Consider the following 15,409-nt stretch of genomic DNA (forward strand, 5'->3'; position numbering starts at 1 on the left):
ACAGCCGGCCTCCGGCGGCACGACGGTGAAGGCGACCGAGCGGCCGACCGGCGGACGCGGGTTCGGGCCTCCGGGAGGTATCCCGGGGGACAAGTCGATGAACTTTCTGCCGTCGGCCAAGCGGTTGCTGCGGCGGCTGCGGCCGCACCGGGTCCAGCTGTCGCTGGTCATCCTGCTCGCGGTCGGCAGTGTCGGGTTGTCGGTGCTCGGCCCGAAGATCCTCGGTCGTGCGACCGACATCATCTTCTCCGGCGCGATCGGCAAACAGCTGCCGAGTGGTCTGAGCAAGGAGCAGGTCGTCGAGCAGACCCGTGCGTCCGGCAACGGCCGGCTGGCGGACCTGCTGCAGGGAATCGACCTGATTCCCGGCGTCGGGATCGACTTCGATGCCCTGCGCAACGTCCTGCTGCTGGTCCTGGTGCTGTACGTCGGCGCGTTCTTCCTGTCCTGGGCGCAGGGGTACATCCTGAACGGCATCGTCCAGCGGACCGTCCTGGACCTGCGGGCCGAGGTCGAGGACAAGCTGAACAGGCTGCCGCTGAGCTACTTCGACGGTGCGCCGCGCGGTGAGCTGCTCAGCCGGGTGACGAACGACATCGACAACATCTCGACCAGCCTGCAGCAGACCCTGAGCCAGCTGCTCACCTCGCTGCTGACGGTCATCGGAGTGGTCACGATGATGTTCGTGATCTCCCCGCTGCTGGCGCTGATCGCACTGATCACCATCCCGATCTCGATGGTGCTGACGGCCGTGATCGCGAAGCGCTCGCAGGCGCGGTTCGTCGCGCAGTGGCGGCATACCGGCGCCTTGAACGGTCAGATCGAGGAGGCGTTCACCGGGCACGAGCTGGTGAAGGTCTTCGGGCGGCAGAAGGAGATCGAGGCGAGCTTCGCGGAGAAGAACGAGGAGCTGTACAAGGCCGCGTTCGGGGCGCAGTTCATCTCCGGCCTGATCATGCCGCTGATGATGTTCATCGGAAACGTGAACTACGTGGTCATCGCGGTCGTCGGTGGTCTGCGGGTCGCGTCCGGAACGATGTCGCTGGGCGACGTGCAGGCGTTCATCCAGTACTCGCGGCAGTTCACCCAGCCGCTGACCCAGGTGGCATCGATGGCGAACCTGCTGCAGTCGGGTGTCGCGTCGGCCGAGCGGGTGTTCGAGGTACTGGACGCCGAGGAGCAGGTGCCGGACGACGCGTCGCCGGTGAAGGTGACCGACTCGCGTGGACGGGTCGAGTTCGAGCACGTGTCGTTCTCGTACGACCCGGACAAGCCGCTGATCACCGACCTGAGCCTGGTCGCGGAACCCGGTCAGACGGTCGCGATCGTCGGTCCGACCGGCGCCGGGAAGACCACACTGGTCAACCTGATCATGCGGTTCTACGAGCTGAACGCCGGACGGATCACGCTCGACGGTGTGGACATCACCGAGCTCACCCGGCACGACCTGCGCTCGCGGATCGGCATGGTGCTCCAGGACACCTGGCTGTTCGGCGGCACGATCCGCGACAACCTCCTGTACGGCAACCTGGACGCCACCGAGGAGGACATGCTGGCGGCGGCCACGGCGACGTACGTCGACCGCTTCGTGCACAGCCTGCCCGACGGCTACGACACGGTGATCGACGAGGAAGGCAGCAACGTCAGCGCCGGTGAGAAGCAGCTGCTCACCATCGCCCGCGCGTTCCTGGCGGACCCGCAGTTGCTGATCCTGGACGAGGCGACGAGCTCGGTCGACACCCGCACGGAGGTCCTGGTGCAGCGCGCCATGGCCGCTCTGCGGTGGGACCGCACCAGCTTCGTCATCGCGCACCGCCTGTCGACCATCCGCGACGCCGACCTGATCCTGGTCATGGAGGACGGCGCCATCGTCGAACAGGGCAACCACAACGAGCTCCTCGCCCTGGACGGCGCCTACTCCCGCCTCTACAACGCGCAGTTCAGCGGCGCGATCGTCGACATCGACGAGGAAGCGGCGGCCATCGCACCCCCGGTCGCCGCCCCGGCCGGCCGGCCGATGGCCCGCTGACCCGACCGCGGGGCGCCACCTGAAGCGGGTGGCGCCCCGCGGGGTCAGTTCTTCACCAGATCGGGGCGTACGGCGAGCAGCACGCCGAGCGTCGCGTACCCGATCAGCAGGTGACCGCCGCCGACCCAGCGGGCGACGGCGTCGCCGAGCAGGATGGACGCGGGCACGGTGACGACAGCCCAGCTCTCGGCGACCAGAGGCCACCACCGCAGGGCACCGCGCCAGCGACCGGCCACGGCGAGCTTGATCGCGATCACCATCATGCCGAGCATCGACAGCGGCCAGCAGATGTCCATCACCAGCAGCCAGGTCGCGTCCTGCAGATTCGACGGTAGTACGCCGTGCAGGAGCGACCAGAGGCTCGCGATGCCCAGGATCACCCCTTCCACCTTGAGCAGGATGGTGGACGATCCCGTCGCGCGGGTCCTGAACTGCACGGTCAGCAGGCAGAACACTCCGAGCTGGAACGCCAGCCCGGTCAGGTCCCCGATCCGCTCGGGGACTCCTTCGTTCACGGTGCTGAACGCGAAGATGCTCGCCGCCCAGGCCAGCGTGCCGGCGGTGAGCCCGAGACCGAGCCGCCGGATCGTGCGCTCCGCCGGACCGATCGCGGCCCCGACCGGTGGGGCGACGTCGGTGCGTGCCCTGGCAGGTGTGGTTGTCATTACGGTTCCTCCCCCTGAGGTATGTCGTGCAACGAGCTTCTTCGGCGAGGTGACCCGGAAGGCAGGGCCTGGCGTCCCGCGCGGTGTCCCGATGCGAGACGGGACAGTTGACCCGCGACGACGGGACACACTCTGGGTGACAATGCAGCGGTGGGGGAGGAGACAAAGAGGGGATGGTGGCCGGCTGCACTCGGGGCAGCCGCGCTGCTGCTGACCGCTGTGACCATTCTTTTGGACCTTCGCAACGGCGCAGGCGCACCGCCGGCCGCGGAGTTGGACCAGGGCTGGACCTCGGCGCTGTCCGGTCTCGCGCAGGTTGTGCCGGGCGTCCTGCTCCTGCACCGTCTTCGGCGGCACCCGATCGCGTGGATCCTGACCGGGTCCGGTCTGCTGTGGATCGTCGACGGGTTCGCATCGAGCTGGGCGACGTACGCGATCTACACGTCTCCAGGGCTGCCCGGAGCGTCGGCGGCGTACTGGTTCTACTCCCGGGTCGGCGCGTTCCTCCTGCTCGGGTTGCCGCTGCTCATCCTGCTCTTCCCGGACGGCAAGCTGGTCACGGCGAAGTGGTGGCGGTGGCTCTCGATCGCCAGCCTGACCCTGACGCTCCTGCTTCCGGTCCTGTTGCTGGTCGCACCCATGGACGTCATGCAGCGCTATCACAGTGCCGAACTCCCGCCGGAGGTCGCGAGCCTGGCACTCGACCCGTTCAGCATCGACCTGCGGTACGGCGTCTGGGCGGCACTGCTCCGGGTCGCCTACGCCGGCGTGATCGTCAGCCTGGTCGTGCCGTTCGCGGTGGCAGTTCATCGCTACCGCGCGGCGTCCCGGGAGAGCAGAGCGCAGCTGCGCTGGCTGATGTGGGCGGCGCTGGTCGACCTGATCCTGCTGAGCGTCCCATTCGAGAACCCGCCCGCCGTACCGGCGATCATGTTCGGCCTGGCGATCGCACTCACGTCGGCCGCGATCGTCGTCGCCGTCGCCAAGCACCGCCTGTACGACGTCGACCGGTTGCTCTCGGCCACCTTCCTGTACGGCGTACTCGCCGCGCTCGTGGTGGGCATCGACCTGGCCGTGTTCGCGATCGCCGGCGGGGTGCTCGGCGAGCGGGACGCGGCGCTGGTCGCGATCGCGGTCGTCGCCGTCGTCTACGCGCCGCTGCGGAGCCGGCTGTGGCGTTGGGTACGGCGCCTCGTCCGCGGTTCTCGTGACGATCCGTACGCGACCATGTCCACGCTCGCCGAGCGGCTCGAGTCGGCCGCGGACCCGGACGAGCAGCTTCGCGCGGTCGCTCGCACGGTGGCCGAGGCCTTCCGGCTGCCGTACGTCCGGGTGGAGATCGAGCGTTCCGGCGGCGGTCTGGCGATCGTCGAGCACGGGCGGGACTCGGGTCCGACGCATGCGTTGCCGGTCGGTTACCGCGGTGAGCCGGTCGGCCGGCTGGTGTTCTGCCCAGGCGACGGAACGGCGTTGTCGGAGCGGGACCAACGGCTACTGGGCGATCTCGTCCGGCAGGCGGCCGCGGCCGCGCGGGCCAGCGAGCTGAGCACGGAGTTGCAGCGGGGCCGTAGCCGGTTGGTCGCCGCTCGCGAGGAGGAACGGCGGCGGATCCGCCGGGATCTGCACGACGGTCTCGGTCCGAGCCTGGGTGCCGTGGCGTTGCGGATCGAGACCGCCCGGAACCTCGCGGTCTCAGCTCCGGAGGAGGCGGATCGGATGCTGGCGCAGGCGACGACCGACATGGCCGCCGCGGTCGCCGACGTACGGAGGCTGGTTCACGACCTCCGACCGCCGGCCCTGGACGAGCTCGGCCTGGTGCGGGCGATCGAGCAACAGGCCGAGCCTTTCCGTCTCGCGGGGCTGGCCGTCTCCGTCAAGGCCGTCTCCGTCGACGCCCTCTCTGTTGACGCCGTGTCTGTTGACGCCGGCGCCTTCGGCCCGTTGCCGGCCGGCGTGGAGGTCGCGGCGTACCGGATCGCGTCGGAGGCGTTGACGAACGTCGCCCGGCATGCCGCGGCGAGCCGGTGCGACATCGTCCTGCGCGTTGACGAGGCCGCCCTGCAGCTGTCGGTGGCCGATGACGGGATCGGGATCGGAGCGGAGGTCGCCGCGGGCGTGGGCATGGTGTCGGTCCGCGAGCGTGTTGCCGAACTCGGAGGAGTCTGTAGTGTCACGTGTCCACCGGGCGGCGGCACCGTCGTACAGGTGAGCTTGCCGCTCGACGCTGTACCGGAGGTTGTTCGTGGATGAGCCCGTGCGGGTGCTGCTGGCCGACGATCACCCCGTCTACCGCGACGGGCTCGCCGCGCTGCTCGGGTCGCTGGCCGGCGTCGAGGTCGTCGGTACGGCGGCCGACGGTGTCGAGGCCGTGGACCGGGCCAGGGAGTTGCAGCCGGATGTCGTGGTGATGGACGTGCAGATGCCGCGGCTGGACGGCATCGAGGCGACGCGGGCGATCACCGCGGACAGTCCGCACATCGGCGTCGTCGTGCTCACGATGGCCGAGGCGGACCAGACGCTGTTCGCGGCGATGCGGGCCGGTGCTCGTGGCTACCTGCTGAAGGGCGCGAACCAGGGCGAGATCGTGCGCGCGATCACCGCGGTCGCTCGCGGAGAGGCGATCTTCGGCCCGGCGATCGCCCGCCGGGTAGCGGAGTTCTTCGCGGCCGCGCCGACTGCGGCTCCCGGCAGCCCGTTCCCGCAGCTCACCGCCCGGGAGCACGAGATCCTCGCGTTGGTGGCCGCCGGGCGGTCCAACGCCCAGATCGCCACCGAGCTGTACCTGTCCCCGAAGACCGTCCGGAACAACGTCTCGAACATTTTCACCAAACTCCACGTCGCCGACCGGGCCGAAGCCATCATCCGCGCCCGCGAAGCCGGCCTCGGCCGCTGAGCGGTCAGCCCGCGGCGGACTGAGTACGCCGGGCGTAGGCGCGGGCGGCGCGGACGCGGTCGCCGCAGCGGGTGGAGCACCAGTGGCGGCGGCCGTGGCGGAGGAGGTAGCGGTTGCAGGGCGTGGCGTCGCAGGCAGTGAGGGTTTCGGCTTCCTCGCTGGTGAGGAGGTCGGCGGCGCTGGCGGAGATGGTCGCGAGCGCGTGCTCGAGGATCTGATTCGTGGGGCAGGGCGTCGCGCGGTAGGGACCGTTGGCGTCCCAGCGAAGCAGGGCTGCGGTCGGGACACTGGTCAACGCGCTGTTCAGGGCGTCCACGGCCGCGGGTAGGGCAGGGGCGGCGGCGATCCGGGCGGCGAACAGCGAGCGGACGTGTTCACGGAGGGCGCGGAGCTGGGTCGCGCACATCTCCTGGACGTCTGCGTTCTCGGGCGCGAGGTTGTGGGCCGTCAGCCAGCGGTTGACCGCAGGCGGCGTACCCAGGAGGTCGACGTACTGACCGCCGGGGAGGGCGATGGCGGTGTTCGCGAAGTCCAGTGCGAGGTGAGCGTCGGCGCCGGGCGCGGGCGGCAGTGGTGGCTCGGCGATCTCCTGCATGTCTCTCATGGTACCGGTTGCGAATATCCGTGAGAACGATCTACCGTTCTCACGGATCAACGGCTCTCTATCCGTGAGGTGTTCATGAAGCTGACGGCGTTGCTGGTGTGCGTGTTCGGGGTGACCACGGGCGAGTTCGTGGTGGCCGGGATCCTGCCGGCGGTGGCGGGGGATCTGGGGGTGTCGATCCCGGCGGCGGGGCTGCTCGTCACGGCGTACGCGCTCGGGATGATCGTCGGCGGGCCGGTGCTGACGGCGATGACCGCCAGCCGGCCGCGCAAGCCGCTCGTGCTCGGCCTGCTGGTGGTGGCGGTGATCGGCAACCTGCTGTCCGCGGTCGCTCCCGGGTACGGCGTTCTGTTCGCCGCGCGGATCGTCACCGCGCTGGTGACGTCGACGTTCTTCGCGAACGCGATCGTGATCGCGACGGCCTCCGCGCCGCCGGACAAGAAGGCCTCGACCGTCGCGAAACTCGCCTTCGGCATGAACCTCGCGATGATCCTCGGCGCACCGCTGGGCACGTGGATCGGCGAGGCGTTCGGCTGGCGGGCGACGTTCGCGGCGATCACGGCGTGCTGCCTCACCGGCCTGCTCCTGGTCGCGCGCTGCGTGCCCGGCGATCAGCCGGGCGTCCGCGGCCGGGCGCTCGGGGAGTTCACCGTGTTCCGCGATCGCCGGCTCATGCTCGCGATCGCGATCACCGCGGTCGCCAACATCGGCGTCCTGATGGTGTTCACGTACCTGTCGCCGCTGCTCACCGCAGCAGCGTCGTTCCCCGCCGCGGCCGTGGCGCCGATGCTCCTCGTGTACGGCGTCGGCGCGACGATCGGCAACCTGGTCGGCGGGCGGCTGGCGGACCGCGCGCTGCTCCCGTCCCAGCTCGGCGCGCTGGCGCTGCTCGTCGTACTGTTTCTCGCGCTCCGGCTGAGCCCGAGCACGATCGTCACCGGCGGACTCGTGTTCGCCCTCGGAGCGGTCGGCTTCTCCGTGATCCCGGGGATGCAGGCCCGCGTCCTGACCACCGCCGCCGCGGCACCCACGCTGGCGATCGCCGTCAACGCGTCGGCGTACCAGGTCGCGGCCGCGTTCGCGGGCTGGCTCGGCGGGCGGGTCGTCGCCGGGCCGGGCCTGCCCGCGATCTACGTGGCCGCCGCGGCCACCACGATCTGCGGTCTCGCCCTGACCGCGCTAGCGCGCGAGGCGGCGGATCGCGAGCTCGGCGAGCAGGGCTGAGGCGTCCGGCAGGACCGAGTCGTCGAAGTTCGCCAAGGGGGAGTGGTTGTCGGGTGCGGCGTCGGGGTCGTCCGACGCGCAGGCGCTCAGGTTGAGGTACACGCCGGGCACCTCGTTGAGGACGTACGACATGTCCTCCGCACCGCACCGCGGGTTCGGACGCCGGCGGAACCGGTCGGCCCCGAACAGCTCGACGATCGTCTCGCGGGCGAACTCGTACTCCGCGTCGTCGTTGACCGTCACCGGGTACCCGATCTGGTACTCCGCCTCGACCTGCAACCCGTGCGCCGTCGCGAGGCTCTCGACGAGCTGGATCGACGCCTTCTGCACCTTCGCCCGGGTCTCCTCCGAGAACGTCCGCACGGTCGCGTCGAAGAACGCGTCGTCCGGGATGATGTTCTCCTTCGTGCCGCCCGCGATCCGCCCGACGGTGATCACGACCGGGTCGAACACGTCGACCTGCCGCGTGACCATCGTCTGCAGCGCCGTCACCATCTCGCACAGCACCGGGATCGGGTCCTTGCCGCGGTACGGCGTCGACCCGTGCGTACCCTCGCCGATCACCCGCACGTGCAGCTGGTCCGCCGCGGCCATGAACGACCCGGGCTTGCTGCTCCACATCCCCAGCGGCTCCGACGACGACCCGACGTGCAGCCCGTACGCCGCATCCGCGCGCCGCCCGGCCGCGTCGAGCACCCCTTCGCGGATCATGATCGGCGCGCCGCCGGACGTCTCCTCGCCCGGCTGGAACATGAACACCACGTCACCCGGAAGCTCGTCCTTCACCGCACACAGCACCTTCGCGGCGCCGACGAGCCCGGCGACATGCAGGTCGTGGCCGCATGCGTGCATCATGCCGGGATGCTGCGACTTGAACGGCACGTCGGTGCGCTCGGCCACCGGTAGGGCGTCCATGTCACCGCGTAGCAGTACGACAGGACCTGGTCCGCCACCGCCTCGCAGTACGGCGGTGACCGACGACAGGTCCTTGCCGAGCGAGATCTCCAGCGGCAGCCCCGCGAGCGCGTCGATGACCAGCTCCTGCGTCTTGGGCAGGTCCAGGTCGTACTCCGGCACGCGGTGCAGCGCCCGGCGCAGCGTGACGATCTCCTCGCGGAACTGCTCCGCCAGCTCCCTCGTGCGGCTCATGCCTTCGGGCCCAGGTCGAGGGCGGCCATCACCCGTTGCGCGCTGCCGCCCAGCTCGAGCAGCTCGACGAGATCCAGCCACTTCTCCGGGTCCTTGATCTCGCGGGGCAGCGTCGCGTCGTACGTCCCGACCGGTGCGTCCTTCGCCACCGCGACCACCTTCGGCGCCACGTCGAGATAGTCGCCCGCGGCCAGGATCTTCTTCTTCACCCCGGGCGCCATCGGCGTCGCCGGATCGGCGGCCGCGGCGCGGATCGCGTCCAGGTCGCCGTACGCCGTGACGAGCGCGGCGGCGGTCTTCTCACCGATGCCCTTGACCCCGGGCAGTCCGTCGGACGCGTCACCACGGAGCGTGGCGAAGTCGGCGTACCGCTGAGCGGGCACCTCGTACTTCGCGAGCAGCGCCTTCTCGTCGTACACGTCGGCCCGGCCGACCCCGCGGGCGGCGGTGTAGACGATCCGGATGCCGCGGCTGTCGTCGATGAGCTGGAACAGGTCCCGGTCACCGGTGACGATGTCGACCGGCATCGTCGCCTGGTGCGACAAGGTGCCGATCACGTCGTCGGCCTCGTGGTCCGGGGCGCCGACGACGGTGATCCCGATCGCCTCCAGGCAGGCCCGGATGTACGGCACCTGGACCTCCAGCCGGTCCGGTACGTCCTCGACCTGCTCGCCCTTGGGCGTCACGAACTCGACCCGCTGCGCCTTGTACGACGGGATCAGCGCGACCCGCCAGGACGGCCGCCAGTTGTCGTCCCAGCAGGCGACCAGGTGGGTCGGCTTGTGGTTCTCCGCCAGGCGCGCGATGAAGTCGAGCAGCCCGCGGATCGCGTTGGTCGGCGTACCGTCGGCCGCCTTCATCGTGTCGGGTACGCCGAAGAACGCACGGAAGTACAACGACGCGGTGTCGAGCAGCATCAGGCGCTGTCCAGTCTCAGCCATGGGGAGATGCTTTCATGCCGGGCGCTCGCGGCAGTAGGGTCTCCAGGATGGAGGACCTGGACCGCAAGATCGTCGGGCTGCTCGCGACCGACGGCAGGATGAGTTTCACCGACCTGGGCAAGGCGACCGGCCTGTCCACCTCGGCGGTACACCAGCGGGTGAAACGCCTCGAGCAGCGCGGCATCATCCAGGGGTACGCCGCCACCGTCGACCACACCGCACTGGATCTGCCGCTGACCGCGCTGATCTCGATCCGGCCGATCGACCCGTCCCAGCCGGACGACTCGCCGGAGCGGCTCCGCGACGTCCGCGAGATCGAGTCCTGCTACTCGGTCGCCGGCGACTCCAGCTACGTCCTCGTCGTCCGGGTCGCCTCGCCGGCCGCGCTGGAGAACCTGCTCGCGATCATCCGCGCCCGGGCGAACGTCTCCACCACCACGACGATCGTGCTCAGCACGCCGTACGAACGCCGGCCGCCGGCGCTGTGAAGGTCCTCCTCACCGATCTTTTCAGCACGTTGATCTCGGGCGGCGACGCCGAGCGGGATGCGGTGAACGCGCGGATGGGCGCGATCCTCGGCGTGGACGGGGTGGCGTTCCAGCGGGCCTTCGACGCGTCGTCGTACGAGCGGTTCATCGGGGCATACGGCGACCTGCCGAACACGCTCCGGGTGATCGCGGAGCGCTGCGGCGGCGCACCGACCGACGAACAGGTGCAGGAGGCAACCAGCCTGCGCCGGGCCCTCGCGCAACGCCTCCTAGGCGCCGCGCCGGCCGCGACCCTGGACACACTGGCCGCGTTCAAGGCGGCAGGTTGGCGGATCGGCCTGGTCAGCAACATCACCGCCGAAACCCAGCTCCAGTGGCCCGGAAGCCCCCTGTCCAAGTACTTCGACGCAACGGCCTTCTCCGCCGAGGTAGGCGCCGCCAAGCCCGAGCCTGCCATCTACCTCCACACCTGCACCGCCCTCGACGCCGCTCCTACCGACTGCCTCTACATAGGCGACGGCAACGACAACGAACTCCCAGCCGCAGCCGCCCTAGGCATGCAAGCCATCCGCACGATCGAACACGCCAACAGCGCCCCAACCTGGCAAGGCCCCACCATCAACACCTTCGCCGACCTGACGACATACCTGACTCAGTAACCACCGGCGCCGACCAGTTGCTCTGTGGTGGAGTGGACCCGGATCGTCTGCCGCAGCAGATCCCCGGTTTCGACGGTCGCGATGAGCTTGCCGTCCCGGCGCTTGTTCGCTGCGTTGCTGACCTCGTCGTAACGCTTGATGACGTCCGCTGCGACCTGGTTGCTGACCGCTGGCCTGCTCAGCGCCGCCACCGCGTCTGTGTGCGGCACGGCCGCACATCCACTCACCAGCCCGATCGACAGCCCCACGGCCAGCACTCGCCGAGCGGTTCCACCGCCCTGCGCGGTCGGTGCGTACTCCGGTGGATGGGGGAGTTGGGTGGGGATCGCTTGTGGGTGATTGGGTCGCCGGCGGAACAACATCAGCAGGATGCCGACAGCCAGGAGGACGATGCCGACGGCAAAGACTGCGAGGGCCGTGGTGAAGGCGTTCGGGATCTCGATGCCGAGGTTGACGCGTACGTCGGGGGAGGTGTTGCCGTCGGCGTTCATGATGACCACGTCGTACGGGCCGTCCTCGATCGGCCAGGTGAGGGTCTGAGTGCCGGCGCCGTTCGCCTTGGCGACCCACCAGTCGAGGGTGTTCGGTGCGGTGAGCGGGCCCGCCGTACCCTTCTCGTCCTGGGTGGCCAGCGCGATCGGCCACTGCACCTGCACGAGCTTCGTGTGCCCGACGCCCTTGAGGTAGCTGGCAACGTCAAAGTCGCGCGCCACCCCGACGAACACCGGCTGGTCCTTCGTCGACCGTACGTCGACGTGCAGCACCGGACCGTGCCGATCCAGCAGCTCCGGAGTACTGGCGATCGCCAACCCCTTACTGCTCAGCGATTGTTCACCCGAGTACACCGTGTCATCCGGCCCGATCAACCAAAACGCGACCAGTCCGCCCGCGACGGCAACAATCAACCCGACCAACGCCAGCAGCATGCCGACAATCCTGCGGATCACCCGCACATGAACTCCCGAACTCGCGGCGTGCCCCAGACACACCGTCCGATATGTCCCACCGTCAGTACCCGCCCGCATCGACCAGTTGGGTCGTGAAGCCCAGGACCCGGATCTTGGCTTCCTTCGCCGCCGGGATCGCGATCGCGACCTGGTGCAGCAGGGTGGTGGTGAGTGCGTTGCGGTACAAGTTATGTGGCGTGCTGAAGGCTGCCGTGTCCTGACCGATCGGCCACATCGCGCCGAACCGCGGCCGCATCACGTGCGCGTCGGTCAGCGTGAAGAAGGCGAGGACCTCACCGCTCGAGGTTCGAAAGGCCGCCGGTGGCGCGTTGACCGTGAAGGTGTCGGTCATGGCGACGATCAGTTGGGATGGGTCCAGCGCATGGCTGTCCGCCAGATCCTTCTGCAGCTTCCTGAGCTCCGGAGTCGGTGCGAACAGAGCCGCGTACGGGGACCTCACACCGACCGTGAGGAGCTCAGCCAACTTCGCGGCCGCGCCCGTCGGCGACTCGGCCAGCTCGGCTGCTGACGTCGCTGCGACTTCTCGAAGGCCTGCGACGTCCGGGAGCCTCACGCCCGCGCTCGGCGGCACGCTGAAGGCCAACCGCCACGGCGCTCCGGCCGACGCGCGTTCCCAGACACCGACCCTTTTGTCGCCCGAGGCAACGAAACGCATCGGGTACCCGCCGTAGTCGGGTGCGCCGACCGAACCCACGGCGAACGTCGAAGCACGCTCGACCGGCTTCTTCAGCAGTCGGCCGATCTTGTACGCCGCCTGCGTCTGCCGCAGCAGGTCTCCGGTCTGAACCCCGGCAATCTGGTCCGCGGACAGCCGACTGTCGGCCCGCGCCGCGACCGTGTTGTAGTGCTCGACGACCGCAGCCGCGCCCTCGGCGGTCACGGACTGGCGGGTGAGGCTCTTGACGGTGTCGGGACGGGCGAGTGCGGAACAGCCGGGTAGGACGAGGAGGGCGACGCCCACGACGGTCGCGCAGACTCCTCGCACAGGTGCTCCCCAGATCGGACGGCGTTACGAGCTGTGATCGTAACGGTTGCCGTACGCATCGAGTGCCTCACGCTGAGCAGATTGCATGAAGTTGCAAAAAGTCTTCGGTGCCACCCCCTGCATTGGTGGCACCGAAGACGGATTGGTTAGTTGATCTCGAGGAGGTTTTGGGATTCGGCGGCTGCTCGGGAGGCGGCGGCGCGTTGTTCGGCTTCGGCCAGGCGGTCGCCGGCGTGTTGGTTCCACCAGGTCTGGCCCTCGGTGGGCAGGGTGTCGATCGGGTCGTAGTACTCGTATGTGCGGTTCAGTGCCTCCGGGTCCTGCTGTTCGATCCCGGTGCGGTAGTTCTTCTTCCAGTACGAGATTCCGCGCACCTCGTCGTACTCCGACAACTGGTGCACCCAGCGCTTGCCGACGTACGGGACGTCGCACACGATCCGCGGCGTCGCGAAGCCGGGCAGGTAGCCGAGGATGCCGTGCTGCAGATGCTGCGCGTCCTTCACCGACACCCGCCAGTGCTCGGAGAACGGGATCATGTCGCACATGTAGAAGTAGTACGGCGTGATGTTCGCGCCGTCGAGCAACGCGAAGCACAGGTCGAGCAACTGATGCACGGAATCGTTGACGCCCCGCATCAGGACGCCCTGGTTCCGCACGTCCCGCAGCCCGGCCTCCAGCATCGCCTTCGACGCCTCGGCGACCAGCGGCGTCACGGACTGCGCCGCGTTCACGTGCGTGTGCATCGCGAGCATCACGCCGCGGTCCCGGGCGACTCCGGCGACGCGCGCGACGCCGGACCGGACGTCGTCGGACAGCCAGTGCTGCGGCATGCCCATCAGCGCCTTGGTGGCGAGCCGGATGTCGCGGATGTTCTCGATCTCGAGGAGGTTCATCAGGAACGACTCGAGTCGCGGCCACGGCATGTTCGCCACGTCGCCGCCGGACACGACGACGTCCCGGACGCCCGGCGTACGGCGCAGGTAGTCGAGCATGTCGTCCAGCCGGGTCTGCGGCTTCGCGACGAACTTCAGCTTGTCGATGACCGGCGTCGAGTTGCCGACGAGGTCCATCCGGGTGCAGTGACCGCAGTACTGCGGGCACGTCGGGAGCACCTCCGCGAGGACCTTCGTCGGGTAGCGGTGGGTCAACCCCTCCGTGGCCCACATCTCGTGCTCGTGCAGCGAGTCCCGCGTCGCGTGCGGGTGCGACGGCCAGTCGGTACGGCGGTCACTGAACACCGGCAGCATGTAGCGCCGGACCGGATCGGCGTAGAACGCCTCGGTGTAGTCCGCGGCGCCCTGCGGAACGATCGTGTTCAGCATCTGCGGCGGCAGCAGCATCGACATCGTCGCGCGCTCGGCCTGGTCCCGGGTCAGGTCCTCGTAGAACCGCTCCTCGAGCAGGTCGCCCATGACGTCGCGCAGCTGCTTCACGTTCTTGACGCAGTGCGACCGCTGCCACTGCACCGAACGCCACTCCTCGGCCGTGACGTCCTTCCAGCCGGGCAGCCGGGTCCAGTCCGGCTCCACGAGCTCGGCCCGCCGGTACGCGTACGGCTGGCCGTCGGCCGGCTCGTCGGATCGAGCCAGCTCCGGGGTGATCAGGTCGGTCACGGGTCCTCCGCGAGGCGTCAGGTGTGATGCGGTCACTTGTGAGGATAGCGATAGAACTTCCCTCAGATCCAACAGTACGCCGCAAGAATTCCCGTCCAGGCAGGCTATGAGTAGTATTTTGCCTGACCGCACGGAGGAGGCCACGTGTCATCGAGCCCGGTAGGACTGCACCGCGTACTCGCGCCGTCCGGCGTGTTGCCGCAGGCGGCGGAGAAACTCGACGCCCGTCCCGGGATCTGGCCCGACGAGGTCCGCATCGCGGTCGAGCGGCTGAACCTGGACGCCGCGTCGTACCGTCAGCTGGCCGAGGCGCACGGCGGTGACGGTACGGCGATCCGCCGGGCCGTCCTCGACATCGTGGAGACCCGCGGCAAGATGCAGAACCCGGTCACCGGCTCCGGCGGGATGCTCGTCGGCGTGGTCGACGAGGCCGGCCCCGACTCGCCGCTCGGCGTCCGTCAGGGCGACCGCGTCGCGACACTGGTCTCGCTCACGCTGACGCCGCTGCAAATCACGGATGGTCTGAAGGACTGGGACGGCAAGAGCGAGCAGGTTCCGGCGCGGGGGCACGCGATCCTGTTCGCCCGGTCGATCGTCGCGAAGCTGCCCGACGACCTCAAGCCCGAGCTCTCGCTCGCCGTCATGGACGTGTGCGGCGCGCCGGCACTGACCGCTCGCGTGGTCCGCTCGTATGTCGACAAAGGCACAAAGCCTGTCGTGTCAGTAATTGGCGGCGCAGGGAAATCCGGCTCGCTGTCACTGGCCGCGGCACGGGCGTCCGGCGCCGCGCGGACGATCGGCGTCGTCCCGGTCCAGCACGAGAAGGAGCGGCTCGAGACGGCCGGACTCGCCGATGTCGTCACGCTGGCGGACGCCCGTGATCCGGTGGCGCTGGCGAATGCGGTCGAGGCGGCCGGGGGACTGGCAGACATCACCGTTGTCTGCGTCGACGTACCGGGCTGTGAGCACGGAGCCGTCCTGTCGACGGCCGCCGGTGGCACCGTGATCTTCTTCTCGATGGCGACCTCGTTCTCCGCGGCCGCGCTCGGCGCGGAAGGCCTGGCCGCGGACGTCACGATGCTGGTCGGCAACGGGTACGTGCCCGGTCATGCGGAGTACGCGATGGAGCTGTTGCGGTCCGAGCCGGGTGTCCGTGGTCTGTTCGAGAGCAGGCTGGCGGAGGATTAGTCC

At 69.3% G+C, this 15,409-nt stretch carries 14 protein-coding genes; 7 read left to right on the plus strand and 7 right to left on the minus strand.

All coding sequences use genetic code 11. From position 1 onward, the window contains the following. Positions 1-97: 97 nt before the first annotated feature. Positions 98-2,029: an ABC transporter ATP-binding protein gene (locus BJY22_RS25905; protein ID WP_202892230.1), complete on the plus strand. Its 1,932-nt coding sequence runs from the start codon at positions 98-100 to the stop codon at positions 2,027-2,029. A gap of 44 nt (positions 2,030-2,073) precedes the next feature. On the opposite strand, the gene BJY22_RS25910 is transcribed toward BJY22_RS25905, so the two are convergent. Beyond that, entirely contained in the window at positions 2,074-2,694 is a 621-nt protein-coding gene (locus tag BJY22_RS25910; protein WP_167211309.1) for a hypothetical protein, read from the minus strand. A 150-nt stretch (positions 2,695-2,844) separates the two neighbouring features. Here BJY22_RS25910 and BJY22_RS43100 point away from each other — a divergent pair, with 150 nt between their 5' ends. Both BJY22_RS43100 and BJY22_RS25920 read left to right on the plus strand, forming a co-directional pair. Next, positions 2,845-4,944 (plus strand): histidine kinase, encoded by a 2,100-nt coding sequence (locus BJY22_RS43100; protein ID WP_167211312.1) that lies wholly within the window; start codon positions 2,845-2,847, stop codon positions 4,942-4,944. Next, positions 4,937-5,587, plus strand: coding sequence for a response regulator (locus BJY22_RS25920; RefSeq protein ID WP_167211315.1), 651 nt, complete (start codon positions 4,937-4,939; stop codon positions 5,585-5,587). Before BJY22_RS43100 ends, BJY22_RS25920 begins: the two co-directional genes overlap by 8 nt. A gap of 4 nt (positions 5,588-5,591) precedes the next feature. Here BJY22_RS25920 and BJY22_RS25925 read toward each other — a convergent pair whose 3' ends face one another. Next, a complete protein-coding gene (locus BJY22_RS25925; RefSeq protein WP_202891262.1) occupies positions 5,592-6,182 on the minus strand; it encodes a CGNR zinc finger domain-containing protein in 591 nt (196 codons plus the stop codon). Between the two features lie 84 nt (positions 6,183-6,266). Between BJY22_RS25925 and BJY22_RS25930 the strand changes: the two genes are divergently transcribed. Continuing rightward, complete coding sequence (locus BJY22_RS25930; RefSeq protein ID WP_167211320.1) at positions 6,267-7,415, plus strand: MFS transporter; 1,149 nt, start codon at positions 6,267-6,269, stop codon at positions 7,413-7,415. Here the strand turns inward: BJY22_RS25930 and BJY22_RS25935 are convergent. Together BJY22_RS25935 and BJY22_RS25940 are read right to left on the minus strand one after the other, a co-directional pair. Continuing rightward, entirely contained in the window at positions 7,371-8,564 is a 1,194-nt protein-coding gene (locus BJY22_RS25935; protein ID WP_167211323.1) for a M20 metallopeptidase family protein, read from the minus strand. The two genes, BJY22_RS25930 and BJY22_RS25935, sit on opposite strands and share 45 nt — an antisense overlap. Further along, a complete protein-coding gene (locus BJY22_RS25940) occupies positions 8,561-9,481 on the minus strand; it encodes a 5'-3' exonuclease (protein ID WP_167218652.1) in 921 nt (306 codons plus the stop codon). Before BJY22_RS25940 ends, BJY22_RS25935 begins: the two co-directional genes overlap by 4 nt. Positions 9,482-9,552: 71 nt before the next feature. Between BJY22_RS25940 and BJY22_RS25945 the strand changes: the two genes are divergently transcribed. Further along, the gene (locus tag BJY22_RS25945; protein ID WP_167211326.1) at positions 9,553-9,993 is read left to right on the plus strand and encodes an Lrp/AsnC family transcriptional regulator; all 441 of its coding nucleotides are present in this window, start codon (positions 9,553-9,555) and stop codon (positions 9,991-9,993) included. After that, positions 9,990-10,652, plus strand: a complete 663-nt coding sequence (locus BJY22_RS25950; RefSeq protein ID WP_167211329.1) for an HAD-IA family hydrolase — start codon at positions 9,990-9,992, stop codon at positions 10,650-10,652. Before BJY22_RS25945 ends, BJY22_RS25950 begins: the two co-directional genes overlap by 4 nt. Here the strand turns inward: BJY22_RS25950 and BJY22_RS25955 are convergent. From BJY22_RS25955 to BJY22_RS25965, 3 genes are all read right to left on the minus strand, one after another. Next, complete coding sequence (locus tag BJY22_RS25955) at positions 10,646-11,578, minus strand: DUF8094 domain-containing protein (protein WP_167211332.1); 933 nt, start codon at positions 11,576-11,578, stop codon at positions 10,646-10,648. The two genes, BJY22_RS25950 and BJY22_RS25955, sit on opposite strands and share 7 nt — an antisense overlap. Positions 11,579-11,660: 82 nt before the next feature. Next, complete coding sequence (locus BJY22_RS25960; protein ID WP_167211335.1) at positions 11,661-12,605, minus strand: DUF8094 domain-containing protein; 945 nt, start codon at positions 12,603-12,605, stop codon at positions 11,661-11,663. Between the two features lie 146 nt (positions 12,606-12,751). Continuing rightward, positions 12,752-14,218 carry a lysine 2,3-aminomutase gene (locus tag BJY22_RS25965; RefSeq protein WP_167211338.1) on the minus strand — a complete coding sequence of 489 codons (1,467 nt, stop codon included), beginning with the start codon at positions 14,216-14,218 and terminating at the stop codon, positions 12,752-12,754. Between the two features lie 144 nt (positions 14,219-14,362). Between BJY22_RS25965 and kdd the strand changes: the two genes are divergently transcribed. Beyond that, complete coding sequence (kdd, locus tag BJY22_RS25970; RefSeq protein WP_167211341.1) at positions 14,363-15,406, plus strand: L-erythro-3,5-diaminohexanoate dehydrogenase; 1,044 nt, start codon at positions 14,363-14,365, stop codon at positions 15,404-15,406. Positions 15,407-15,409: the final 3 nt, after the last annotated feature.

The organism is Kribbella shirazensis (assembly GCF_011761605.1).
Taxonomy (GTDB): domain Bacteria; phylum Actinomycetota; class Actinomycetes; order Propionibacteriales; family Kribbellaceae; genus Kribbella; species Kribbella shirazensis.

Bases quoted from the DNA above. Each gene is read 5' to 3' on its own strand.
- BJY22_RS25905 (WP_202892230.1), top strand. From the start codon at position 98: ATGAACTTTCTGCCGTCGGCCAAGCGGTTGCTGCGGCGGCTGCGGCCG.
- BJY22_RS25910 (WP_167211309.1), bottom strand. From the start codon at position 2,694: ATGACAACCACACCTGCCAGGGCACGCACCGACGTCGCCCCACCGGTC.
- BJY22_RS25925 (WP_202891262.1), bottom strand. From the start codon at position 6,182: ATGCAGGAGATCGCCGAGCCACCACTGCCGCCCGCGCCCGGCGCCGAC.
- BJY22_RS25930 (WP_167211320.1), top strand. From the start codon at position 6,267: ATGAAGCTGACGGCGTTGCTGGTGTGCGTGTTCGGGGTGACCACGGGC.
- BJY22_RS25935 (WP_167211323.1), bottom strand. From the start codon at position 8,564: ATGAGCCGCACGAGGGAGCTGGCGGAGCAGTTCCGCGAGGAGATCGTC.
- BJY22_RS25940 (WP_167218652.1), bottom strand. From the start codon at position 9,481: ATGCTGCTCGACACCGCGTCGTTGTACTTCCGTGCGTTCTTCGGCGTA.
- BJY22_RS25945 (WP_167211326.1), top strand. From the start codon at position 9,553: ATGGAGGACCTGGACCGCAAGATCGTCGGGCTGCTCGCGACCGACGGC.
- BJY22_RS25955 (WP_167211332.1), bottom strand. From the start codon at position 11,578: ATGCTGCTGGCGTTGGTCGGGTTGATTGTTGCCGTCGCGGGCGGACTG.